24 protein-coding genes, 3 tRNA genes and 1 pseudogene are annotated in these 22,676 nt (G+C 58.3%); 21 read left to right on the plus strand and 7 right to left on the minus strand.

The annotated features are described in order from the left end of the window. Positions 1–16: 16 nt before the first annotated feature. Both BN1137_RS09010 and BN1137_RS09015 read right to left on the minus strand, forming a co-directional pair. Positions 17–316 carry a hypothetical protein gene (locus BN1137_RS09010; RefSeq protein ID WP_050718281.1) on the minus strand — a complete coding sequence of 100 codons (300 nt, stop codon included), beginning with the start codon at positions 314–316 and terminating at the stop codon, positions 17–19. A 126-nt stretch (positions 317–442) separates the two neighbouring features. Next, positions 443–2,047, minus strand: a complete 1,605-nt coding sequence (locus tag BN1137_RS09015) for a peptide ABC transporter substrate-binding protein (RefSeq protein WP_050718282.1) — start codon at positions 2,045–2,047, stop codon at positions 443–445. Between the two features lie 179 nt (positions 2,048–2,226). On the opposite strand from BN1137_RS09015, the gene BN1137_RS09020 reads away from it, so the two are divergent. Next, the gene (locus tag BN1137_RS09020; protein ID WP_050718283.1) at positions 2,227–2,934 is read left to right on the plus strand and encodes a ParB-like protein; all 708 of its coding nucleotides are present in this window, start codon (positions 2,227–2,229) and stop codon (positions 2,932–2,934) included. Between the two features lie 48 nt (positions 2,935–2,982). Here BN1137_RS09020 and BN1137_RS09025 read toward each other — a convergent pair whose 3' ends face one another. Then, positions 2,983–3,648, minus strand: coding sequence for a CatB-related O-acetyltransferase (locus BN1137_RS09025; RefSeq protein ID WP_050718284.1), 666 nt, complete (start codon positions 3,646–3,648; stop codon positions 2,983–2,985). A 296-nt stretch (positions 3,649–3,944) separates the two neighbouring features. Between BN1137_RS09025 and BN1137_RS09030 the strand changes: the two genes are divergently transcribed. Further along, the gene (locus tag BN1137_RS09030; protein WP_050718285.1) at positions 3,945–4,373 is read left to right on the plus strand and encodes a DUF2753 family protein; all 429 of its coding nucleotides are present in this window, start codon (positions 3,945–3,947) and stop codon (positions 4,371–4,373) included. Between the two features lie 3 nt (positions 4,374–4,376). On the opposite strand, the gene BN1137_RS09035 is transcribed toward BN1137_RS09030, so the two are convergent. Next, the gene (locus BN1137_RS09035) at positions 4,377–5,126 is read right to left on the minus strand and encodes an enoyl-CoA hydratase-related protein (RefSeq protein ID WP_050718286.1); all 750 of its coding nucleotides are present in this window, start codon (positions 5,124–5,126) and stop codon (positions 4,377–4,379) included. A gap of 89 nt (positions 5,127–5,215) precedes the next feature. On the opposite strand from BN1137_RS09035, the gene BN1137_RS09040 reads away from it, so the two are divergent. From BN1137_RS09040 to BN1137_RS09050, 3 genes are all read left to right on the plus strand, one after another. Further along, on the plus strand, positions 5,216–5,656 hold the full coding sequence (locus BN1137_RS09040) for a copper chaperone PCu(A)C (protein WP_050718287.1): 441 nt from the start codon (positions 5,216–5,218) through the stop codon (positions 5,654–5,656). A 92-nt stretch (positions 5,657–5,748) separates the two neighbouring features. Continuing rightward, entirely contained in the window at positions 5,749–6,378 is a 630-nt protein-coding gene (locus BN1137_RS09045) for a TIGR04219 family outer membrane beta-barrel protein (RefSeq protein WP_050718288.1), read from the plus strand. Positions 6,379–6,432: 54 nt separating this feature from the next. Next, positions 6,433–7,113, plus strand: coding sequence for an SDR family oxidoreductase (locus tag BN1137_RS09050; RefSeq protein WP_050718289.1), 681 nt, complete (start codon positions 6,433–6,435; stop codon positions 7,111–7,113). Positions 7,114–7,198: 85 nt separating this feature from the next. On the opposite strand, the pseudogene BN1137_RS23035 reads toward BN1137_RS09050, so the two are convergent. The 3 genes and pseudogenes from BN1137_RS23035 to BN1137_RS09060 form a co-directional block, all read right to left on the minus strand. Continuing rightward, positions 7,199–7,318 (minus strand): annotated as a pseudogene (locus tag BN1137_RS23035) (His/Gly/Thr/Pro-type tRNA ligase C-terminal domain-containing protein); the annotation flags it as partial. A gap of 287 nt (positions 7,319–7,605) precedes the next feature. Further along, complete coding sequence (locus tag BN1137_RS09055; protein WP_050718290.1) at positions 7,606–8,235, minus strand: 3'-5' exonuclease; 630 nt, start codon at positions 8,233–8,235, stop codon at positions 7,606–7,608. Between the two features lie 195 nt (positions 8,236–8,430). Further along, positions 8,431–10,155: a proline--tRNA ligase gene (locus BN1137_RS09060; RefSeq protein WP_050718291.1), complete on the minus strand. Its 1,725-nt coding sequence runs from the start codon at positions 10,153–10,155 to the stop codon at positions 8,431–8,433. Positions 10,156–10,405: 250 nt separating this feature from the next. On the opposite strand from BN1137_RS09060, the gene ruvA reads away from it, so the two are divergent. The 16 genes from ruvA to BN1137_RS09135 all read left to right on the plus strand — a co-directional run bounded on the left by ruvA (position 10,406) and on the right by BN1137_RS09135 (position 22,638). After that, entirely contained in the window at positions 10,406–11,020 is a 615-nt protein-coding gene (ruvA, locus tag BN1137_RS09065; RefSeq protein ID WP_042653365.1) for a Holliday junction branch migration protein RuvA, read from the plus strand. A 60-nt stretch (positions 11,021–11,080) separates the two neighbouring features. Then, positions 11,081–12,091 (plus strand): Holliday junction branch migration DNA helicase RuvB, encoded by a 1,011-nt coding sequence (gene ruvB, locus BN1137_RS09070; RefSeq protein WP_042653366.1) that lies wholly within the window; start codon positions 11,081–11,083, stop codon positions 12,089–12,091. A 935-nt stretch (positions 12,092–13,026) separates the two neighbouring features. Beyond that, positions 13,027–14,583 (plus strand): cytochrome ubiquinol oxidase subunit I, encoded by a 1,557-nt coding sequence (gene cydA, locus BN1137_RS09075; RefSeq protein WP_050718292.1) that lies wholly within the window; start codon positions 13,027–13,029, stop codon positions 14,581–14,583. Between the two features lie 12 nt (positions 14,584–14,595). Next, a complete protein-coding gene (gene cydB, locus BN1137_RS09080) occupies positions 14,596–15,732 on the plus strand; it encodes a cytochrome d ubiquinol oxidase subunit II (RefSeq protein ID WP_050718293.1) in 1,137 nt (378 codons plus the stop codon). A 14-nt stretch (positions 15,733–15,746) separates the two neighbouring features. Then, complete coding sequence (cydX, locus tag BN1137_RS21900; protein ID WP_005331536.1) at positions 15,747–15,863, plus strand: cytochrome bd-I oxidase subunit CydX; 117 nt, start codon at positions 15,747–15,749, stop codon at positions 15,861–15,863. Then, on the plus strand, positions 15,850–16,161 hold the full coding sequence (locus BN1137_RS09085) for a cyd operon YbgE family protein (protein ID WP_050718294.1): 312 nt from the start codon (positions 15,850–15,852) through the stop codon (positions 16,159–16,161). The genes cydX and BN1137_RS09085 overlap by 14 nt, the downstream gene beginning before the upstream one ends. Positions 16,162–16,530: 369 nt before the next feature. Beyond that, positions 16,531–16,938, plus strand: a complete 408-nt coding sequence (gene ybgC / locus BN1137_RS09090; protein ID WP_050718295.1) for a tol-pal system-associated acyl-CoA thioesterase — start codon at positions 16,531–16,533, stop codon at positions 16,936–16,938. After that, positions 16,928–17,617 (plus strand): protein TolQ, encoded by a 690-nt coding sequence (gene tolQ, locus BN1137_RS09095; RefSeq protein ID WP_050718296.1) that lies wholly within the window; start codon positions 16,928–16,930, stop codon positions 17,615–17,617. Before ybgC ends, tolQ begins: the two co-directional genes overlap by 11 nt. After that, complete coding sequence (gene tolR / locus BN1137_RS09100; RefSeq protein ID WP_005331545.1) at positions 17,618–18,064, plus strand: protein TolR; 447 nt, start codon at positions 17,618–17,620, stop codon at positions 18,062–18,064. Positions 18,065–18,069: 5 nt separating this feature from the next. Next, positions 18,070–19,200, plus strand: a complete 1,131-nt coding sequence (gene tolA / locus BN1137_RS09105) for a cell envelope integrity protein TolA (protein ID WP_050718297.1) — start codon at positions 18,070–18,072, stop codon at positions 19,198–19,200. 80 nt (positions 19,201–19,280) lie between these two features. Beyond that, positions 19,281–20,606: a Tol-Pal system beta propeller repeat protein TolB gene (tolB, locus tag BN1137_RS09110; RefSeq protein WP_050718301.1), complete on the plus strand. Its 1,326-nt coding sequence runs from the start codon at positions 19,281–19,283 to the stop codon at positions 20,604–20,606. A gap of 50 nt (positions 20,607–20,656) precedes the next feature. After that, positions 20,657–21,181 (plus strand): peptidoglycan-associated lipoprotein Pal, encoded by a 525-nt coding sequence (gene pal / locus BN1137_RS09115; RefSeq protein WP_033130714.1) that lies wholly within the window; start codon positions 20,657–20,659, stop codon positions 21,179–21,181. A gap of 160 nt (positions 21,182–21,341) precedes the next feature. After that, entirely contained in the window at positions 21,342–22,142 is an 801-nt protein-coding gene (gene ybgF, locus BN1137_RS09120; protein WP_050718298.1) for a tol-pal system protein YbgF, read from the plus strand. A 174-nt stretch (positions 22,143–22,316) separates the two neighbouring features. Continuing rightward, positions 22,317–22,392, plus strand: a tRNA-Lys gene (locus BN1137_RS09125). A gap of 32 nt (positions 22,393–22,424) precedes the next feature. Beyond that, positions 22,425–22,500: transfer RNA gene (locus BN1137_RS09130), tRNA-Val, on the plus strand. A gap of 62 nt (positions 22,501–22,562) precedes the next feature. Next, positions 22,563–22,638 (plus strand) — tRNA-Lys (locus BN1137_RS09135). The last annotated feature ends 38 nt before the right edge of the window (positions 22,639–22,676 follow it).

Here is a 22,676-nt window from a genome sequence, read left to right on the forward strand (position 1 = left end):
TAGATGGGAAGTCGATTCAGCGACGGACGCTGAAGTCGTGGATCTCTCCCGTTCTCGGCTTGAAGCGGGGATCCTGGTCCTGATTGCGCTCGACCCAAGTCATGGCCTGGCAGAAACTCTCCTGTTTGGCGTACTCGTCACGGGCCTGATCGATGGCACGCTCGGCGCTGCGCCGCGCCATCTTGCTGGTCTTGCGATCGCTGAACTGCTGTTGCTGGCTCAGCATCCAGTCGACGAAGGCCTGCTGGCATTCGGGTTCGGTGGCGGCGCGGGTGGGCAGGGTTGAGAACAGCAGGATCAGGAGTAGAGGGCGCATATACCAGGGAGTTCAACGGCTGGGGTGGCACAAAGGCAGCATTCTATGTCGAGAATGGGCATGGGAGTAGTGCTTAAATGGGGCCAGTCAGGCTGGCCCCAGGAGGTCGATGTCTGATGAAGGGGCTCAGTGCTTGATAAGGTAAAGCTGGCGGCTGTAGGCCACGTCTTCCGGGTTGTTGATGGGATAGCCCTTGAGCCAGGGCTTGATCAGCCGGGCGTTGGTGTACTGGTAGATGGGGGCGATGGGCGCCTCGTCCTGCAGTATGGTCTCGGCCTCGTCGAACAGCCGGGCTCGCTTGCCCTCATCCTGGCTGCTGGCCGCCTGGGCCAGCAAGGCGTCATAGCGGGCATTGGCGAAGCGCGCCATGTTGCCGCTGTGATGAGATCCCCAGAGGCCGAGGAAGGCGGACGGATCGTTGTAATCCGCCACCCAGGAGGAGCGGATCACCTCGAACTGGCCGCTCTGGCGGCTGTCGAGGTAGGTCTTCCACTCCTGATTGGTCAGCTCGACCTGGGCGCCGAGCTTCTGCTTCCACAGGTTGGCGATGGCCAGTGCCATCTTCTTGTGGATCTCGGCGGTGTTGTAGAGCAGGGTCAGCTTGAGGGGCTTGGTCGGGCCATAGCCCGCCTCTTTGAGCAGTGCCCTGGCTTTTTCATCCAGTTGCTGCTGGCTGCTGCTTGAGAGCAGATTGGCCTTGGGCTCGAAACCGGCAGTCACGTCCGGGGTGAAGTGATAGGCCGGTTTCTCGCCGGTCCCCAGCACCTTGCTGGCGATGAGGCCACGGTCGATGGTGTAGGAGAGCGCCTTGCGCACCCGCACGTCGTCCAGCGGCGCACGCTGGGTGTTGAAGGCGTAGTAGTAGGTACCGAGCTGCTCCGGGGTATAGACCTCGTTTGGGATCTGCGTCATCAGTTTCTGGTACAGCTCCTTGGGGAAGGACTCGGTGATCTGCAGATCCCCCGCCAGGTAGCGCTTGGTGGCGGCGCTCTCCTGGTTGATGGGCACGAAGGTGACCTTGGTCAGCACAGTATGGGCGCGGTCCCAGTAATAGGGGTTCGGGGTCAGCTCCAGTCGCTCGTTCACCACCCGATGGCTCAGCACGAAGGCGCCGTTGCCCACTAGCTTGCCGGGTTGGGTCCACTGGTTGCCATATTGCTCCATGCTGGCCTGGTGCAGTGGCGACAGGCTGGGGTGGGTCAAGAGGCTCAGGAAGTAGGGCACCGGCTGGGACAGGTTGACCTGCAAGGTGTGATCATCGAGCGCCTCGACCCCGAGCTTTTCGGGGGCCAGTTTGCCGGCCACTATCTCGTCGACGTTGTTGAAATGGGCCAGCTGGGCGAACCAGGCGAAGGTGGCCGCTTCCTTGGGATCCACCAGCTTGCGCCAGCCATAGACGAAATCGCTGGCCTTGACCTTGTCGCCATTGGACCAGCGGGCATCCGGCCGCAGATGGAATGTGAACTGCTGGTTATCCTTGCTCTCCCAACGCATCGCCACGCCGGGCATCACCTTGCCATCCGGCCCCTGGGTCAGCAGCCCCTCATAGAGATCTCTCAGCACTTGCAGCTCGGGCAGGCCGACCAGTTTGAGCGGGCTCAGGCTGGTGGGTTCGTCTTTGAGGTGACGCACCACCGCCTGTTGTTCGGCGAGTTGGGTGCCGGGCGGGACATCGGCGGCCTGGACGCAGGCAGCGCCCAGCAGGGCCAGCAAGGGACTCCATCCTTTCATGGCTAATCCTTCAAATTGTGTGAAGCGGGGAGAAAACTTGGCGAGAAATGATCGCCGTCAGATGGGAAATCATGATATCCCCTTTGCTGGTCAGACCGCCAGCATGAGTCCCGCGATAAAGCGGGCGCCGAGGCGCTTTATTTATCCCCGCAATGGTGACGAGGGAAGAGGAGTCAAGAATGAGAGCATGGATGTTATTGGCCTGTCTGCTGAGCCCGGGCGCCTGGGCGCTGGCCCCCTGTGAGCGCAGCACTCAGGTCGGCAGCTGGTGCGAGCTGAGCATCACGCAGCTGCACCCGACCCAGGGAGGCGTGGGCCAGATCCAGGTCGACAACACGCAGGCCGAGCTGGCCGACAAGAGCGCGCAGCAGCTCGACAAGTTGATGAAGAAAAAAGAGATCCCCGTGGTCATCGCCCCCGACGGTGGCTACTGGCTGGTGGACAGGCACCACCTGACTAAGGCGCTATGGCAGCAGGGGGTGAAACAGGCGCGGGTCAAGGTGATCGGTCGGTTGCAGGACAAAACCCATTTCTGGAGCCAGATGCAGAATCACCATTGGGCCTGGCTGAAGGATGAGAAGGGCCAGCCGTTGACCCCGGAGCAGTTGCCCAAGCACATTGGCGAGCTGCCGGATTACCCCTATCGTACCCTGGCGGGGCTGTTGCAGGACGCGGGTTACTTCAGCAAGCAGGATCAGGTCTATTTCGTCGAGTTTGCCTGGGCCAGCTGGCTCGGCCAGCAGATGGACTGGCTGCCGGTCAATGAAGCCAACCTGGCGGATCGCCTCGCTCAGGCCAAGCGGCTGGCGTGCAATGACAAGGCCAAGGCCTTGCCGGGTTATCCCGGCAAGCAGTGCCGCCTCAACCCGCCACGCAGTAGCAGCTAAATAACACCCTCTGGTTGAACGAACGCGGGGCGCACAGGCGCCCCGCACTCATTTGCCCTGGCTGGCCGCTTGCCAGCGGGCGGCGGCCTGCTCCAGCAGCGTTACCTCTGCTTGCTGGATCAGCGGCAGCAGGGCCGCGACCTGCTCATCCGGCCAATCCCACCAGGCCAGCGCCAGCAGCCGGGTTATCTGCTCCTGGGTGAAGCGTTGCCGGATCACCCTGGCGGGGGAGCCAGCCACCACGCAATAGGGTGGCACATCCCGCGTGACCAGGCTGCGGGCGGCGATGATGGCGCCATCTCCGATGCTGACGCCCGGCATGATCATGGCGTCCATGCCGATCCAGACATCGTTGCCGATGCGGGTATCACCGGCGGGGCGATAGCTGCGCTTGAGCGCATCCAGATCGGCAAAGGGATAGGTGCTGATAAAGCCGGTGTTGTGGGTGTGGTTGCCGCCCATGATGATCTTCACGCCGGCGGCGATTTGCACATAGTCACCGATGTGGAGTTTGTCTATGTGCCAGAGCGGCTCCCAGCCGGTGTCGGGCGAGCGACTCCAGCGGTCGCCGTGCAGGTAGCGCACGACCTGCTCTTCGAAGGGGCCATCCCAGGCCCCGGAGTAGTAGCTGTGGTGCCCCTTGAGGCAGATGTTCGGATTGGTAACCGTCAGATGCAGGTACTCGACCTGCGACCAGTGTTGGCAGGGTTTCATGGCTGTGTTCCTCGTTGAATGGATCGAATCAGGCGTGGCGCGAGTCAGCGCAGCTAATAGATCCAGACCAGCAGGCGGGGCACGCACAGCGTGGAGCAGCCCAGCAGCTGGGGTAAACGGGGTCGTTGCATGAGAAGAGGGTTCCCGACAGAAGAGCACAGATGGTAAGGGATGGGGAGGGCGATGCCAAGTAGCCAGGGGAGCCGATGGTCAAAACCTGCACAAAAGGTCTGGTTGATATTTATTCTCAATTAGCCATGATACAGGCTCCACTCATGTTGGCTGGGGAGAGGGAGATGACGAATCACAATTGGCAGCGTTACATGCTGGAGGCGGAGAATGCGCTGGGCAAAGGGGCGCTTGGCACCGCTATCTGCCTCTATCAGCAGGCCCTTGGCGAGGTCTATGAGCTGGCATCCGACGATCTGGATGAGCTGGCCAGTATGCGCGTCGCCACCTGTCACCGGCTTGCCGACTTCTGGCGCGCCATGGAGGAGCCCGCCTACGAGCTGCGTTATCTCAAGCTCGCCTCCGAGCTGGTCACCGCGCTGGTGCCGCAATGCCCCAATCGCGAATGTGAGAGTCTGATCAGCGAGCTGGGCTGCTGCCGCGCCGCCCTGCTCTCCTTCCTCAAGCGTCACCCCAATCCCGAGATTGCCAAGCTGATCCAGTTGCAAGACAAGGTGCAGGGCTGCGAATTGATCGGCCGCTTCCGCCTCAACTAGCGATTAGCCTCTGCGCCTGAGCTTGTGGGCGATACGCTCCTGGGCTTCTTCTCCCTGCAAGGCCTGGGAGAAGGCCCGCGCCTCCATGTCGATGACGAAATGCACTGCCTGTTTGAGCTCCTGTTTGAGCAGGGCCTTGCTCCTTTGCAGCGCCTTGGGCGGCTTGGCGGCGAGTTTCAACCCCTGCTCCCGAGCGAAGGTCAGCACGCTGTCGGCCGATACCACCCGGTTGGCGAGGCCAAGGCGCAGCGCCTCCCCGGCATCGATGGCCTCGGCCAGTAGCAACAACTCGGCTGCCTTCAGGTGGCCGACGGCCCTGGGCAACAAGAGGCTTGAGGCAAACTCCGGCACCAGTCCCAGCTCGACAAACGGCAATTGCAGCCGGGCGTTATCCCCCAGATAGACCAGATCGCAGTGCAGCAGTAGGGTGGTGCCTATGCCCACCGCGGCCCCGGCGACCGCGGCGATGACCGGCTTGGGAAAATCGGCGAGGCAGTGCAGGAACTGCAAGATGGGGTCATCTGCCGCCAGACTCGACTTGCCCATAAAGTCGGCCAGATCGTTGCCAGCGGTGAAACAGTCGTGCTGCCCCTGCAACAACAGCACATGGACATCGTCGTCCCGGGCCGCCTGCTGCAACGCCTGGGTGAGTGCCAGATACATCTCGGTGTTGAGGGCATTGCGCTTGTCCGGCCGGTTGAGGGTCAGGATGAGCAAGCCATCCTGCTGCTCGGCCAGAATTGTGAGGGCCATGTCTGAATCCTTGTTATCAGAGGCTGCCAAAAGCTTGCCGCGGGGGTAAGCTTCGCTTCGTTTAACAACATCATAAAAGGATTTCAACCATGTTTAAACGTGCGTTTTACGCCATCCTGACCCTGCTGCTGGCGGCTCCCGCCCTGGCCAAGGTCGAGGCCGTCGATGGTTATGTGCGCCTGTTGCCTCCCGGTTCCCCCAACACCGCCGCCTTTATGGTGCTCAAAAACGACGGTGACAAGCCGGTGACCCTGACCGCCGCCTCGTCCCCGGACGCCGGGCGGGCCGAGATGCACACCCATCTGCACGAGAACGGGGTGATGAAGATGCGCCAGGTCGATGGCATCGAGATCCCGGCCAAGGGCGAGGTCGCCCTCAAACCCGGCAGCTTGCACATCATGCTGTTCGAGGTGCGTGAACTCTCCCAGGCGACGCCCTTCCCCCTGACCCTGATCCTGAGCGATGGTCAGACCATCAGCCTGAGCCTGCCGGTGAAGCCGGTCGAGCCGATGAAAGGTATGCAGCACTGACATTTCTGGACGCTTGTTCAGCTTTTTACTCTAGGTATTCCCGATACTCTGGGTAAAATGATGCCCTTTCCAGTCCATAAGGGAGCTATATGATGAAAAAGACCTTAATTGCCGCTAGCCTGCTGGCCCTGTTCAGCCATGCCGCCATGGCCGCCGATGACTGGCGTTTTGCGGCGGGTGCCGACATGTGGAACTCGCAAGGCAGCGGCCAGGTTGGCGATGTCGGTGCCGATGGCAGCTATGACGACAACTACAACTGGAATGGCTACCTGCAACTGGAGCACGGCATCTGGCTGCTGCCCAACGCCAAGTTCGAGATGTCCGATCTCAGCAGCAGTGGTGGCACCTTCAGCAATGATCTGCTGGCCTACGATCTGACTCTCTACTATCGCCTGATGAACAACGATATGTTCCAGCTCGATCTGGGTCTGACCGGTCGTCGCTACGACGGTGACTTCAACACCCAGCACTACTCCTATGACAAGGATGTGCTGATGGCCTATACCGCGGGTGAAGTGCGCATTCCGGGTACCGGCTTCGCGGCCTTCGGTGATCTGCGTATGCAAGATGCCGACAACTACGATTACCGTCTGGGTGGTTCCTACAAGTTTACCTCCCTGCCGCTCAAGATCCGTGCGGGCTGGCGTGAAGCCGAGATGGACTTCGACAAGGTCGATCAGAACATCGACGGCTGGTTCATCGGTGGTGAATTCACCTTCTGATCGGACGGGACATGATGATGGACTCCATCATCGGCATGTGACGAGGACAATATAATGGGCCACATCATAGTGACTGGCGCAGGCTCCGGCCTCGGACGCGCGCTGACAATCGGACTGGTTGAGCGCGGTCATCGGGTCTCCATGATGGGGCGCCGTTATCAGAAGCTGCAGGAGCAGGAGCGGCTGCTTGGCCGCGCCGTGGTCGGCATCGCCGCCGATCTGGCCCACCACGAAGAGGTGGAGATGGCGTTTTCCGCTGCTGTGGCCTGGGGTGGTTTGCCGGATCTGGTGATCCATTGTGCCGGCGTGGGCGAATTCGGCCCGGTCGGCGTCTACACCGCCGAGCAGGTGCGCCGGGTGGTGGAGAGCAATCTCATCTCCACCATACTGGTGGCCCAGCAGACGGTGCGCCTCATCGGCAGCAAGGGCGGCGTGCTCGCCAACGTGCTCTCCTCCGCGGCGCAGACCGGCAAGGCCAACGAGAGCCTCTATTGCGCCTCCAAATGGGGCATGCGAGGCTTCCTGGAGTCCTTGCGGGCCGAACTCAAGGGCTCTCCGCTACGACTGGTGAACCTCTATCCGAGCGGGATCCGCAGCGAGTTCTGGGATGGATCCTCCCATGTGGATTCGAGCAACTTCATGACGCCGGAAGACGCCGCCGCCTATATGTTGGATGCGTTGGAAGCCAGAAGCAGCTGCCATGTGACCGATCTCTTCATCGGTCGCAACGAGTAAGCCCCGCCTCGTCACGCCTTCCCGGCAGGCAGACAACAAAAAGCGCGCCATGGGCGCGCTTTTTTATTGCCGCATGGCGGCGGTATTAACGACCCGGCTTGCCCTTGAGCAGGGCGACGATGTCGTCGATCGCCACTTCCTGCTTCTCGCCGGAGCGGCGGCACTTGTACTCCACCACGCCGTTGTCCAGGCCGCGATCGCCGATGTTCTGGGGCATCGCCAGCGGGGCATGGGTAATATGCTGTGCAATTGGATGTGGGAATGATGGATATATTTTAAGGCCGACAATCCAATGTGTTAATTAAGGTTGGCATTATCAACATGTAAAAATAAATGTTTAGAGTGAAATGACAAAAGCACCGATTTTTATAATGCGTTATCGCTACTTACTACTCCAGTATTTAATGTTTAGAATATAATAAACGTATATCCAGTCCCATGCAGAATCATATTTAACTTCTGGTGGAGATTAGCTAATCGTACCTGAAGTTATCATTTTTTAGCCGCATATCCCTGCAGGAAGGACTGAACTGCATGCTTTGATTTTTTGCCAAGGGTTAGCAGCAATTCAAAATCAGGGTTGATAATGCCATGCCGGCACTCTAATTCCTTTAACAGGGCGAGCCACAGGTGCGCCGTCACCTCGGCATCCGCCAGTGCGCGGTGAAATACCCCGTCATTGGGTAAGCTCTGGTACTGTACCAAGGTAGCCAACTTATGGTTCGGCGCCTCGGGGAATAACCGTCTCGACAGCAGCAAGGAGCAGGCGAACTGCCCAGGATAGTGCGTCGAAAGTCGCTCTATTTCAGCATCCAGAAAGCGCTTGTCGAAGGAGGCATTATGGGCGACCAGATTATCATCACCGATAAACTCGACGAAGTCCGCCATCACCTCCCCGCAAGGTGGCGCCTGTTTCAGCATGGCATTGCTGATCCCGGTATATTGCTCAATAAAGCTGCTGACGTTAAAGCCAGGATTCATCAACGCCGAAAAACGTTCACTGATATGGCCGTTTTCAATCCGGACGGCGCCAATTTCGATCGCTCTATCACCTTGTCCTGGTGAGAGCCCGGTAGTCTCGAAATCGAGCACGACGACGGTATTGGCTAAGGCGGTGGACATAATCTCTCGGGCAATCTGGATAAAGAACGTCAGTCTAGGAAATCTGCTACTTCATGTACAGCGCAATATCGCGATACAACTGGAGCCTTGTGTTTGTGATGAGCAGCAGAGACAGGCAACATATAAAAAGCCCCGAGTGCAATTCACACTCGGGGCTTTTTTATCGAAAACGAAAAGCAGAGTTAGCAGGCGCTATTAGCGACCCAGCTTGCCCTTGAGCAGGGCGACGATGTCGGCGATCGCCACTTCCTGCTTCTCGCCGGAGCGGCGGCACTTGTACTCCACCACGCCGTTGTCCAGGCCGCGATCGCCGATGACGATGGCGTGCGGGATACCGATCAGCTCCATGTCGGCGAACATCACGCCCGGACGCTCCTTGCGGTCATCGAACAGCACGTCCACGCCGGCGGCCTTCAGCTCGGCGTAGAACTGCTGCGCCTGCTCGGCGACGCGCTCGGACTTGTGCATGTTCATCGGCACTATGGCCACTTCGAACGGGGCTATGGCCTCCGGCCAGATGATGCCGTACTGGTCGTTGTTCTGCTCGATGGCGGCGGCCACCAGGCGGGAGACCCCGATGCCGTAGCAACCCATCTCCATGGTGACGGACTTGCCGCCCTCGTTCAGCACGCTGGCCTTCATGGCCTCGGAGTACTTGGTACCCAGCTGGAAGATGTGGCCCACTTCGATGCCGCGCTTGAGCAGCAGCTTGCCCTGGCCGCAGGGGCTGGGGTCGCCTTCCACCACGTTGCGCAGATCGGCCACTTCATAAGTGGCGATGTCGCGATCCCAGTTGGCACCGGTCAGGTGGAAGCCGGTCTCGTTGGCGCCGCAGACAAAATCGGCAAGATGGGCGGCGCTGCGATCGGCGATGATGCGACCATTGAAGCCGACCGGGCCGATGGAGCCCGCATCACAGCCGGCGGCGGCCTTGATCTGCTCCTCGCTCGCGAAGGTCAGCGGGTTGGCGACACCTAGCAGCTTCTCGGCCTTGATCTCGTTCAGCTCGTGGTCGCCACGCAGCACCAGGGCGATGACCGCCTGCTGGCCGTGCTCGTCCGCCTCGGCCAGCACCAACAGGGTCTTGGCGATGGTAGCCGGCGCGACACTCAGGAAGGCGGCCACTTCATCTATGGTGTGGACGGCCGGGGTGGCGACCTTGGTCAGGGCCTGGGTCGCGGCGGCGCGCACGCCGGCAGGTGCCAGCGCCTCGGCCATCTCGATGTTGGCGGCGTAATCGGAGCTGTCGGAGAAGGCAATCAAGTCTTCACCGCTCTCGGCCAGCACCTGGAACTCGTGGGAGCCGGTGCCCCCGATGGAGCCGGTATCGGCCTGCACCGGACGGAAGTTCAGGCCCATGCGGGTGAAGGCGGCGCAGTAGGCGGCATGCATCCGCTCGTAGGTCTCGATCAGAGATTCTTTGTTGATGTGGAAGGAGTAGGCATCCTTCATCAGGAACTCGCGACCGCGCATCACGCCGAAGCGGGGACGCACCTCGTCGCGGAACTTGGTCTGGATCTGGTAGAGGTTCAGCGGCAGCTGCTTGTAGCTGTTCACCTCGTAGCGGATCAGGGAGGTGATCACCTCTTCGTGGGTCGGGCCCAGCACGAAGGGACGGTTGTGGCGGTCGGTCAGACGGCACAGCTCGGGGCCGTAATCGTCCCAGCGGCCGGACTCCTGCCACAGCTCGGCCGGTTGCACCACCGGCATGGAGACTTCGATGGCACCAGCATTGTTCATCTCTTCGCGAACAATGTTCTCGATCTTCTTCAGTACCCGCAGGCCGGACGGCAGCCAGGCATACATGCCGGAGGCCAGTTTGCGGATCATGCCGGCGCGCAGCATCAGCTGATGGCTGACGACTTCCGCGTCGGAGGGGGTTTCCTTGAGAGTGGAAAGCAGATATTGGCTGGTACGCATCGCGGTAGACCTTAGCTAGTTCGGGCGCTGGACCCTGGAAAATTTCAAGGGCCGGATTTTAACATGGGTCCATATCCTAACGCGATTTTCTATCTTCAATAAGTGACTAAATGCGGCCGGGTCGTCGTCATCCTGGCCTTATATGGCGGCCAGAGGCAGACACTGTCATCAGTATGCTGGATACTTATCCAGTAATTATTTAAGCTAGGCGCTACTTTATGGCTGGCTGTGTTGGTTGAGGAGAGATGTCGTGATTGGTCGCGTGAGAGGCATTGTGATTGAGAAGAATCCCCCCGAGGTGTTGCTCGAGGTGGGTGGCGTGGGCTATGAGGTACAGATGCCCATGAGCTGCTTCTATGATCTGCCCGAGCTCGGGAAGGAAGCGACCATTCACACCCATTTCGTGGTGCGGGAAGATGCCCAGCTGCTCTATGGCTTCAACCACAAGCAGGAGCGGGCGCTGTTTCGCGAGCTGATCAAGACCAATGGGGTCGGCCCCAAGCTGGCGCTGGCGATCCTGTCCGGCATGACCGCCACCCAGTTCGTGCTGAGCGTCGAGCGCGAGGAGATAAGCTCCCTGGTTAAATTGCCCGGCGTGGGCAAGAAGACCGCCGAACGGCTGGTGGTGGAGATGAAGGACCGCCTCAAGGGCTGGGTCAGCCACGATCTGTTCTCGCCCGCCACCATCAGTCTGCCCGCCCAGGAGAGCCAGCTGCGCGCCCCCGATGCGAGCGAAGAGGCCGCCAGCGCCCTGGTGGCACTCGGCTACAAGCCGCAGCAGGCGAGCCAGATTGTCAGCAAGGTGGCCAAGGAGGGGATGTCGGTTGAGTCGATCATCCGTGAATCCCTGCGTAGCCTGGTGTGAGGATGAACATGAATCAAGCGGCTCGCCCTGTCTCGATCTTCGGTGTGCGTGGGGTAATGCATGATTGAAGCGGATCGTCTTATCTCGGCCGGTGCCGCCCGCGAGGAGGAGGTCATCGATCGGGCCATCCGGCCCAAGAAGCTGGCCGATTACACCGGTCAGGATCCCGTCTGCGCCCAGATGGAGATCTTCATCGAGGCGGCGCGTCAGCGCGGGGAGGCGCTCGATCACCTGCTGATCTTCGGCCCGCCCGGCCTTGGCAAGACCACGCTCGCCAATATCGTGGCCAACGAGATGGGGGTCAACATCAAGACCACCTCGGGTCCGGTGCTGGAGAAGGCAGGGGATCTGGCGGCGCTGCTCACCAACCTCGAGCCGAACGACGTGCTGTTCATCGACGAGATCCACCGTCTCAGCCCTGTGGTGGAGGAGGTGCTCTATCCGGCCATGGAGGATTACCAGCTCGACATCATGATAGGGGAAGGGCCTGCTGCCCGCTCCATCAAGCTGGATCTGCCCCCCTTCACCCTGATCGGCGCCACCACCCGGGCCGGCTCGCTGACCAGCCCGCTGCGGGACAGATTCGGTATCGTCCAGCGGCTGGAGTTCTACAACGTCAAGGATCTCACCGACATAGTCGCGCGCAGCGCCCGTTGCCTCGGGCTCGAGATGTCGGGGGATGGGGCGCTGGAGGTGGCGCGCCGCTCCCGGGGCACCCCGCGGATTGCTAACCGTTTGTTGCGGCGGGTACGGGATTTCGCCCAGGTGAAATCCGATGGCCGGATTGATGGACCCATAGCAGCCCGCGCCATGGACATGCTGGACGTGGATAACCAGGGCTTCGACTTCATGGACCGCAAGTTATTGTTGGCTGTCATCGACAAGTTTATGGGGGGCCCGGTCGGCCTCGATAACCTGGCGGCCGCGATCGGTGAAGAGAAAGACACCATAGAAGATGTGCTTGAGCCTTATCTCATCCAGCAGGGCTACCTGCAGCGCACGCCCAGAGGGCGGCTGGCGACCCCGAGAGCCTATGCTCACTTCGGCCTGCAACGGCCCGATGAGGGATAAAAACAGCTGATTGAACAAAAAACCGCCTCCAGGGGCGGTTTTTTACTATTCTGACAAAAAAAAGCCCACCGCTGAGCAGGGTGGGCAAAGACAATTCAGGATGGATGTTCACAGACAGTGAGAGTGTCCAGAGACAGACCGGAAAAACACAAAGGAGCCGTCGCGAGGCTTCAGAGTCGGTTCATTTGATAGAGCTGAACGAACGAAAGCTTGTAGTAACGAATGGTCTTGGCAACAAACTTTTTCATCTTAAATTCCAACAAACAGGTTCGAGATGTTCATCGAATACATACCGGGAACCCAGAATGACCGGCCTGTACTCAGGGGCGTACCCTCACTGCGAGGCGCATTGTAGGAGCTCTTTCCGGGCCGGACAAACAAGAAAATTTACCTGTTTCGGATTAGATAAAGTAATTGATATGGTGGCCGGTCCAATAAGCATAAACATGTGTTTTTGTTGGTTTTAAATTGGAATTGCCGTGGGTGGTTCAGATTGGGAAATACAGAATGAAATCGCCCCGCCACACTATTCTTTTAACAGAATTGAAACTAATATTGATTTATCTAAAATTGATTTAAATCAAACATTTACAGATAAGTGTTTTTTGTGAACAAGCTCTCAAAATTAACCTGCACCCGTTGGTAAGTTACCTTGAAAAGGCATGTATTGATGATGGTTTTACATTGATTTCAATCAAATAAAGGTGATATAAAACGGCGGTCATTATAGGCGGGAATGGAATTACAGTTCTTGTTTATTAAATGTTAAACATTAGCTTTTTTTGTTCCTGTATATTGCCTTGTTGTTAATGTGGTGGCAGTCGAATCCGGTCGCCGGTGTCAACCGGGGTGTGACCGGCCATTCGGGGACTTCCAATGGAAGCTTTGTCCTTAAAACTTAAAATAGCCGTGCCAATAATCGGTGAGGAAACATCATGATTGCTGAGCATGTGGTAGACCTATCGCGGTTCCAATTTGCCGCGACGGCCCTTTATCACTTCCTGTTTGTACCCCTGACGCTGGGAATGGCCTTCATTCTGGCGATCATGGAGTCTGTCTATGTGATGACCAACAACTCTGTTTACCGGGACATGACCAAGTTCTGGGGCAAGTTGTTCGGGATCAACTTCGCCCTCGGGGTCACCACTGGGCTTACCATGGAGTTTCAGTTCGGTACCAACTGGGCTTACTACTCCCACTATGTCGGCGACATCTTCGGGGCCCCGCTGGCCATCGAAGGGCTGATGGCCTTCTTCCTGGAGTCCACCTTCGTCGGTATGTTCTTCTTCGGTTGGGATCGCCTCACCAAGCGCCAGCATCTGGCGGCCACCTGGTTGATGGCGCTGGGGACCAACCTCTCCGCCCTCTGGATCCTGGTCGCCAACGGCTGGATGCAGAACCCGGTCGGTGCCGAATTCAACTTCGAGTCCATGCGGATGGAGATGGTGAGCTTCGCCGATCTGGTGTTCAACCCGGTTGCGCAGGTCAAGTTCGTCCACACCGTGGCGGCTGGCTATACCACGGGTGCCATGTTCGTGCTGGGTATCTCCTCCTATTACCTGCTGAAGAGTCGTGATGTGGCCTTCGCCCGTCGCTCCTTCGCCATCGCGGCCGCGTTCGGCATGGCCTCTATCCTGTCCGTGCTGATCCTGGGTGACGAGTCCGGTTACGAGACGGGTGAAGTGCAGAAGGTGAAACTGGCCGCCATCGAGGCGGAGTGGAACACCGAGCCGGCACCGGCTTCCTTTACCCTGTTCGGCATCCCGAATCAGGAAGAGATGCGCACCGATTACGCCATCAAGATCCCCTATGCCCTCGGCATCATCGCGACCCGTTCCCTGGACGGCCAGGTGACCGGTCTGAAGGATCTGAAGAGCGAGCATGAACTGCGCGTGCGCAACGGCATGATTGCCTACGACCTGCTGACCAAGCTGCAATCCGGTGACAAGTCCGACGATACCCGCGCCCGCTTCGACGAAGTGAAGCAGGATCTGGGCTACGGTCTGCTGCTCAAGCGCTACACCAGCAACGTGACCGACGCGACCGACGAGCAGATCAAGTCCGCCGTGGATGACTCCATCCCGCAGGTGGCCCCGCTGTTCTTCGCCTTCCGCATCATGGTTGCCTGCGGCATGCTGATGTTGCTGCTGATTGGCCTGGCCTTCTATGACAGCACCCGTCACAAGATCGGTGAGCGCAAGTGGCTGCTCAAGGCGCTGCTGTACGGTATCCCGTTGCCCTGGATCGCCATCGAGTGTGGCTGGTTCGTCGCGGAATATGGCCGTCAGCCCTGGACCATCGCCGAAATGCTGCCGACCTCGGTCTCTGCATCCAATATTCCTGCGTCCGAGATCTGGTTCTCTCTGATCGGGATCTGCCTGTTCTACACGGTGCTGCTCGTCATCGAGATGTACCTGATGTTCAAGTACGCGCGTCTTGGCCCAAGCAGCCTGAGAACCGGCAAGTACCACTTTGAACAGAGCAAGGCATAAGGAGAGGATCTCATGTTTGATTACGAATTATTGCGCTTGATCTGGTGGGTGCTGGTCGGCGTGCTGCTGATCGGGTTCGCCGTCACCGACGGTTTCGATATGGGGGTGGGCGCACTGCTCCCCTTCGTCGGCAAGAAGGATGTCGAGCGTCGCGTGATGCTCAACACCATGGGGCCGCACTGGGAAGGTAACCAGGTCTGGCTGGTCACGGCGGGTGGTGCTCTGTTTGCCGCCTGGCCCATGGTCTATGCGGCTGCCTTCTCCGGCTTCTATATCGCCATGATATTGACCCTGATGGCGCTGTTCCTGCGCCCGGTCGGGTTCAAGTATCGTTCCCTGCGGGAAGACGCCAAGTGGCGCAACAACTGGGACTGGGGTCTGTTCATCGGCAGCTCCGTGCCGCCGATCATCTTCGGGGTCGCCTTCGGCAACCTGCTGCAGGGTGTGCCGTTCAGCTTCAACCAGTTCCTGATGTTGACCTATCACGGCAACTTCTTCGGTCTGCTCAACCCGTTCGGCCTGCTGGCCGGTCTGGTCAGCCTGTTCATGATCGTCACCCAGGGTGCTACCTGGCTGATGATGAAGACCGAGGGCGAAGTGCTGGCCCGTTCCCGCACCGCCGCCATGATCTTCTCCCTGCTGACCCTGGTTTGCTTCGCGCTGGCCGGTGTCTGGGTGAGTGGCATGGATGGTTATGTGGTGGTCAGCAATATCGTGACCGATGCCGTCACCAACCCGCTGCATAAAGAAGTGGTGGTGCAGGCCGGTGCCTGGATGAACAACTACAGCCTCTACCCCTGGATGATTGCCGCCCCCGTGCTGGGTCTGGCGATGAGCCTGCTGACCGCGGCTGCGGCCAAGCTGGGCAAGGGCTGGTTGGCGTTCCTGTGCTCTTCCCTGGCCATTGCGGGCATCATTCTGACGGCGGGCTTCTCCATGTTCCCGTTCGTCATGCCCTCCAGCCTGGAACCCTCACAGAGTCTGACCATGTGGGATGCCACTGCCTCCTTCAACACCCTCAAGGTGATGACTGTCGTGGCGGTCATCTTTGTCCCGACCGTGCTGGCCTATACCCTCTGGACCTACATCAAGATGTTTGGCCGGGTGAGTAACAAGCACATCGAAGACAACCAACAATCGCTCTATTAAGAAGGTGCCCTGATATGTGGTATTTCACCTGGATCCTGGGTTTGTTGCTGGCCTGTGCGTTTGGGATCATCAATGCGCTCTGGCTGGAGCACACCGAGAACCTGGATCGTCAGATCGATGAAGATAAGTGACAGTCTCGCCCGGCTGGCCGCTCCGCTGGAGCGCCAGCCATGGCAGGGTCTGATGTTGCTGGCGGGGACCCTGCTGGGCGTCGCCATCTTGCAGGCGCCCAACCTGATCGCCGCCAACACCAGCGAGCACGGGCTGCTGCTCGCGCCCTGGCTGATGTGGGCGGTCTGTTGCGGGGTGATGCACGGGTTGGGATTCCATCCCCGTAGCCTCATCGGTCGGTTGCTGTTTTGCCCCTGGCTCGCCATGCCCAGTCTGTTATATGGGCTTTGGCTAACTCAGGGCTATTTCCTGTCATAAAAATGAAGGGAGGTAGATATTTATCTGCCTCCCTTCTGCTTTTTCCGCGCCGCTCGGCGACTCGCCTTCCCCTCGATTCAGCTCGCTTGTCTTGTTGCGCTGTCTGAGCACAACAGCTCCCCTGTGATGAGTTGGACAAGAGATGCCTTTCCCTGCGCTTGATGGCGGTTATCCCGCATTCGCCAGCGCTTCTATTTGCCTTTGTTCGCCGAGGCCAGTGGCTTGTCTTGCTATGGATTGACCCTGAAATATTTCCTGCCATAAAAAATGGCGAGGGATGGGATTTCCCTGTCTCCCCCTGCTTCTTTCCTATTCAGCCCTGCGCTATGATAGCCCCCCATCTGATTGTCGAATGGATCACAGATTTTTATGGGGGAAGTCTCTGAGTTTCCGGTACGTGTCTACTACGAGGACACCGACGCCGGAGGCATCGTCTACAACGCCAACTATCTCAAGTTTATGGAACGGGCTCGTACCGAGTTCCTGCGTGCCGGTGGTATCGAACAGGATGTCCTGCTGCAAGAAGGGCTTGCCTTCGTGGTGAGTCGAACCGAGATCGATTTCCGCGCTGCGGCCCGCTTCAATGAACTTCTGACCGTATTGACGCAAGTGACTGAAATGAAACGCGCTTCCATGCGCTTTTCGCAACAGATACTGGCGGCTGATGGACGACTGATCACCCAGGCCATGGTACAGATAGCCTGTGTCAGTCATCCGCAAATGAAACCTGTCGCAATACCTGAAAAAATTAAGGGAGTGCTGTTAAGTGCACGCTGAAATTTCGTTTATTGGCCTGTTCTGGCAAGCCAGTCTGTTGGTAAAACTGGTCATGATGACCCTGATGAGCATGTCGGTCGTCTCCTGGGCGCTGATCTTCCAGCGTGCCAAGGCCATCAAGGCGGCGAACCTCGCCTCCGAGCAGTTTGAAGACCGGTTCTGGTCCGGGGTCGATCTCAATCGTCTCTATCAGGAATCCTCTTCCCGCCGCGATGACATCGAAGGCATGGAAGACATCTTCTATTCCGGCTTCAAGGAGTACGCCCGCCTGCTCAAGGCCGGTGCCCGTGGTCAGGATGCGGTGATGGACGGTACTTACCGCGCCATGCGGGTCTCCCTGTCCCGTGCGGTGGATGAGCTGGAATCCAACCTGCCAGTCTTGGCGACCATCGGCTCCATCAGTCCCTACATCGGTCTGTTTGGTACCGTATGGGGCATCATGAACGCCTTTATCGCCCTGGGTCAGGTGCAGCAGGCGACCCTGCAGATGGTGGCACCGGGTATCGCGGAGGCGTTGATCGCCACCGCCATGGGCCTGTTTGCAGCCATTCCGGCGGTCATCTTCTACAACCGGTTCACCAACAAGGTGGAGCGGCTGGAAAATGCCTACGCCAACTTCATGGACGAGTTCACCACCATTTTGAACCGCCAGATTGCTCAACAGCAGGGTGAGAAGTAAATGCAAACCTATCAGCGGATCCGGCGCAAGAAGGTCGCCGAGATCAACGTGGTGCCTTATATCGACGTCATGCTGGTGTTGCTCATCATCTTCATGGCGGTGACGCCGGTGATAACCCAAGGGGTCAAGGTGGACCTGCCGCAGGCGGAGTCCGAGCAGTTGCCCGAAGATGCCAAGCCCCCCTTCATCGTCAGCGTGAACACCGAGGGGGAGTACGTCATCAAGGCCGGCGAGGCGGATGATGAGCCTGTGCCGAGCGGCACCCCGGAGGCGATGCAGCAATACATCACCGAGAAGGCGATGGGCTATCTGGCCATCAACCAGAACGCCCCCGTGGTGGTGGCGGGTGACAAATCCGTGCGCTACGAAGAGGTGATCCTGTTGATGGTCGCGCTCAAGAAAGCCGGTGTGCCTCAGGTTGGCCTGATGACGGATCCGGTGAACTGACGGAGATGGATGTGAAGCGTGGTATTTCCGGTTATCTCATCGCGTCGGTGCTGCTGCATCTGATCATCGGCATCATTCTGTTGGTCGGGGTTGACTTCAGCAAGCCCAAGCGTCCCGAGTCGAAGGGACAGATCGTCAATGCGGTGATGCTCGACAGCGAGTTCCTGGAGCAACAGGCGCAGCAGATCCAGCAGCAGAAAAAGGCGCAACCCAAGGCTGCGCAGCAGCAGAAAGAGAAGGACAAGGAAGACACCGAGCAGGTCAAGCGCGAGTTGGCGAAAGAGCAGGAACGTCTGCGCATCGCCGAGACCAAGCGCAAGGAAGCCGAAGAGGCGACCCGCAAGGCCGAGACTGAGAAACAGAAGAAGGTAGCCGAGCAGAAGCAGACGGAAGAGAAGGCACAAAAAGCCGAGGAAGCCCGCAAGCTGGAAGCCCAGAAGACCAAGCAGGCCGAAGCCAAACGTCAGGAAGAAGAGTTGGCCAAGGCGCTGGCGTTGAAGAAAAAGAAAGAAGAGCTCGAGAAGAAGCAGGCCGACGAGAAAGCCAAGGCGGATGCGGCCAAGAAGGCCGAGGCTGACAAGAAAGCCAAGGCGGAGGCCGAGAAGAAAACCAAGGCAGAAGCCGACAAGAAGGCCAAGGCCGAGGCCGATAAAAAGGCTGCGGACGAAGCTGCCAAGAAGGCAAAAGCTGACGCAGAGAAGAAGGCGAAGGCGGAAGCTGACAAGAAGGCCAAGATAGACGCGGAGCGCAAGCGCAAGGCGGCTGAAGAGGCCAAGCTGCAAAAAGAGATGGAAGCCATGATGCAGCAGCAGCTGGAGGCGGAAGCCAATTCTCGCAGCCAGGCCGCATCGGCGGCAGCCAAGGGTGAGGTCGATAAATATGCGGCACTCATCAAGGCCACGGTCGAGCGCTACATGATTTTGGATCCCACCATGCGGGGCAAAACCTGTACTATCGGCGTTAAACTGGCCAGCAGCGGCTTTGTCATTTCGGTGGATAACGGCCAGGGTGACCCGGCGGTCTGCCGCTCCGGCAAGGCGGCGGTGTTGAAGGCCAATCAGCTGCCGGTACCGAAAGATCCTGCGGCATTCGAGATGTTAAAGGAGTTTAACCTCAAGTTAGAACCGAACATCTAAGCAGGATAGGCTGGCTCTTTCGCCTCTTGCCGGGAAAGGAATTTAACCTCTCATTTTTATTGGAACAGAGTATTAAAACCATGATAAAAAAAGTGTTTTTTGCTTTGGTTGGCTGCCTTCTGCTGGGCCAGAGCGCTCAGGCGGCCTTGGACATCGTCATCACCGGCGGGATTGACAGCGCAAGACCCATCGCGATTGCGCCCTTCAAGTGGGAAGGCAATGGTCAGCTGCCGCAAGACATCGCCGAGGTGGTCTCCAACGACCTGATGCGCAGTGGCAAGTTCAAGCCGCTGGCTCGTGGCCAGATGCCGCAGACCCCGAGCAGCAGTGGCGAGATCAACTTCGCGCCCTGGGCTTCCCAGGGCGTCGAGGCCGTGGTGGTCGGTACCGTCGCCGCCGTGGGCGATGGCACCTACAAGATCAACTTCGAATTGGTCGATGTGCTGAAAGGCCAGCTGGCCAAGACCCAAGGCGGGGAAGCAAACGGCTACATCCTCGATAGCCGCATGGCGACTATCCCGGGTGCCCAGATGCGCCAGTTTGCTCACCGCATCTCCGACATCGTCTATGAGCGCCTGACTGGCGAGCGTGGCGCCTTCCTGACCCGTCTGGCATATGTGTCGGTGGAACAGGGTGCCCAGTTCCCCTATCAGCTGCGTATTTCCGATTACGATGGCTATAACGAGAAGACCCTGCTGCGCTCACGCGAGCCGCTGATGTCACCGGCCTGGTCGCCGGATGGCAGCAAGCTGGCTTATGTCAGCTTCGAGAACCAGAAGTCAGAGATCTATGTGCAGGATATCTATAACCAGCAGCGCAGTCTGATCACCAGCTTCCGTGGCATCAACGGGGCGCCGGAATGGTCTCCAGATGGTCGTCGATTGGCTATTGTTTTGTCCAAAGATGGTCAGCCTGATCTCTATGTCATTGATGTGGCAAGCAAGCAACTCACTCGAGTCACAAATAACCGCACCATCGACACCGAACCCTCCTGGCTGCCGGATGGTCAAACTTTGATTTTCACCTCTGAACGTGGTGGCAAACCCCAGATTTATAGCGTAAATTTGGCGACTGGCGTCACTCGCCGGATGACCTGGGAAGGGGATTCCAACCAGGGGGCATCCATCACGCCGGACGGCAAGTCCATGGTGATGGTGACCCGGGTTCAGGGACAATATCGCATCGCTCGTCAAGATATGGAAAGCGGAGCCATGTTGGTACTGACTCAGAGTGCTCTGGATGAGTCGCCAAGTGTGGCTCCCAATGGCAGCATGATCATCTATGCCACCATCTATCAGGGTCGCAAGAGCCTGGCTTTGGTATCGACCGACGGTCGTTTCAAGGCAGTGCTCCCGACCAGTAGCGGTGAAATTCGTGCACCAGCTTGGTCGCCCTTCTTGAATTGATAAAAAAATCGATTGTTTTTTGTTTTGTTATAAAGGTTTAAGGAAATAGCATGCAACTCAATAAACTGCTCAAGGGTCTGGCCATCGCACTGCCACTGTTCACCCTGGCTGCCTGTAGTTCTTCTTCCGATTCTGACGCCGCTGGCGCCGAATCTGGCATGACCGACGGCATGGGCGGTGTACAAACCGGTGGCGCCAACGGCATGTTGTCCCCGGAAGAGCAGATGCGTCAGAAGTTCGAAGCTCTGCAACGCGATAACGTAATCTTCTTCCCGTACGATGGTTACGACATTCAAGGTCAGTACGCCGACCTGCTGGATGCGCACGCCAGCTACCTGCGTGAGCGTCCGTCCGTCAAGGTGTTGATCGAAGGCCACGCCGATGAGCGCGGTACTCCGGAATACAACATCGCACTGGGCGAGCGTCGTGCCAAGGCTGTTGCCAAGTATCTGCAAACCCTGGGTGTGCAGGCTGAGCAGCTCTCCATCGTCAGCTATGGCGAAGAGAAGCCGCTGGACTTGTCTCATACCGAGGATGCCTTTGCCAAGAACCGCCGCGCGGTCCTGGTCTACTAAGGTTTGACGCGAACGAAATTCGTGTATATGCAAGCGGCCATTTCGATGGCCGTTTTATTTACACCGAGCCTGCGGATTTTATCCGAATGAAATTTGTGTATAAGCAAGCGACTAATGCGATGACCGCTTTAGTTGCACTAAACGCTAAGGTTTGATCCGAATGAAATCTGTGTATAAACAAGCGACTCTTGTGATGGCCGTGTTGGTGGCGCTGAACGCTCAGGCGGCTGCGCCGGTGAGCGATCTCAGTGGCGACAGTGGCAGTGCCGTAGTCCTCAGTGGCAACAATGGCGCCATCGTGCCCACGGGGAGCCTGGAAGACAGGGTCGCCTTGCTGGAGCGCACCCTCAATGCCCGGCTGCGGCTACAGGCCGAGTTGCAGCAACAGGTCGACTCGTTGCAAGGGGAAGTCTCCGAACTGCGCGGCCAGCTTGAGCAGCAGACCTATCAGATGGAGCAGTCGCAACAGCGCCAGCGCCAGCTGTATCAGGAGCTCGACAAGGTGGCGAACAGCCAGCCTGCCGCGCCCTCTGCCGCTTCTACGGCGGCGGCCACTCCCGCTGCTGCGGCCAACTACTCGACCAATCAGGACGAGAACCAGGCCTACGATGCGGCCGTGAACATGGTGCTCAAGGAGAAGAACTACGACAAGGCCATTCCCGCCTTCGAAGGGTTCATCAAACAGTTCCCGAACTCCAGCTATGTCCCCAATGCCCATTACTGGCTCGGCCAGCTGATGTTCAACAAGGGCGATCGGAGTGGCGCCGCGGCCCAGTTCACGACGGTAGCGACCAAATACAGCAAGTCACCCAAGCGGGCCGATGCCCTGCTGAAACTGGGTATGCTGGCACAGCTCGATGGCAAGAAAGCAGAGGCCAAGACCTTCTATGAGCAGGTGATCAAGGGCTACCCCAACACCTCGCCGGCCCAGTTGGCCAAGCAGAGTCTGAGCAAGCTGTAGTATTGCTGTAGGTCACTGTTTTCGTAACAGTCTTGTAAATACGGCAGCACTTTGTATGCGCAGTGAGCAAACAGATTTAATTTAAGAATTTTCTATTGCGCCGGGATGATAAATCCGTAATATAGGCCGCCGTCAGAGCCGGTGCAGTAATGCAGTCGGAACTGGTCGTGGTGAGGGTCGTTAGCTCAGTCGGTAGAGCAGTTGACTTTTAATCAATTGGTCGCTGGTTCGAATCCAGCACGACCCACCATTTCTTCACTGTGGGTGAAGACAAGATTCCCAGGTCGTTTAGCTCAGCTGGGAGAGCACCTCCCTTACAAGGAGGGGGTCACTGGTTCGAGCCCAGTAACGACCACCAGTTTTGTAAGTAAAGCGTTAGAGCTGTTTGCCGAAGGTGAGCAGTGCCAGGCAAGTCGGTGGGGGTCGTTAGCTCAGTTGGTAGAGCAGTTGACTCTTAATCAATTGGTCGCTGGTTCGAACCCAGCACGACCCACCAATCTTGGCAACAGAGTACCCCAGGTCGTTTAGCTCAGC

The sequence above is a fragment of the Aeromonas tecta genome, from assembly GCF_000820185.1.
GTDB classification, from domain to species: domain Bacteria; phylum Pseudomonadota; class Gammaproteobacteria; order Enterobacterales; family Aeromonadaceae; genus Aeromonas; species Aeromonas tecta.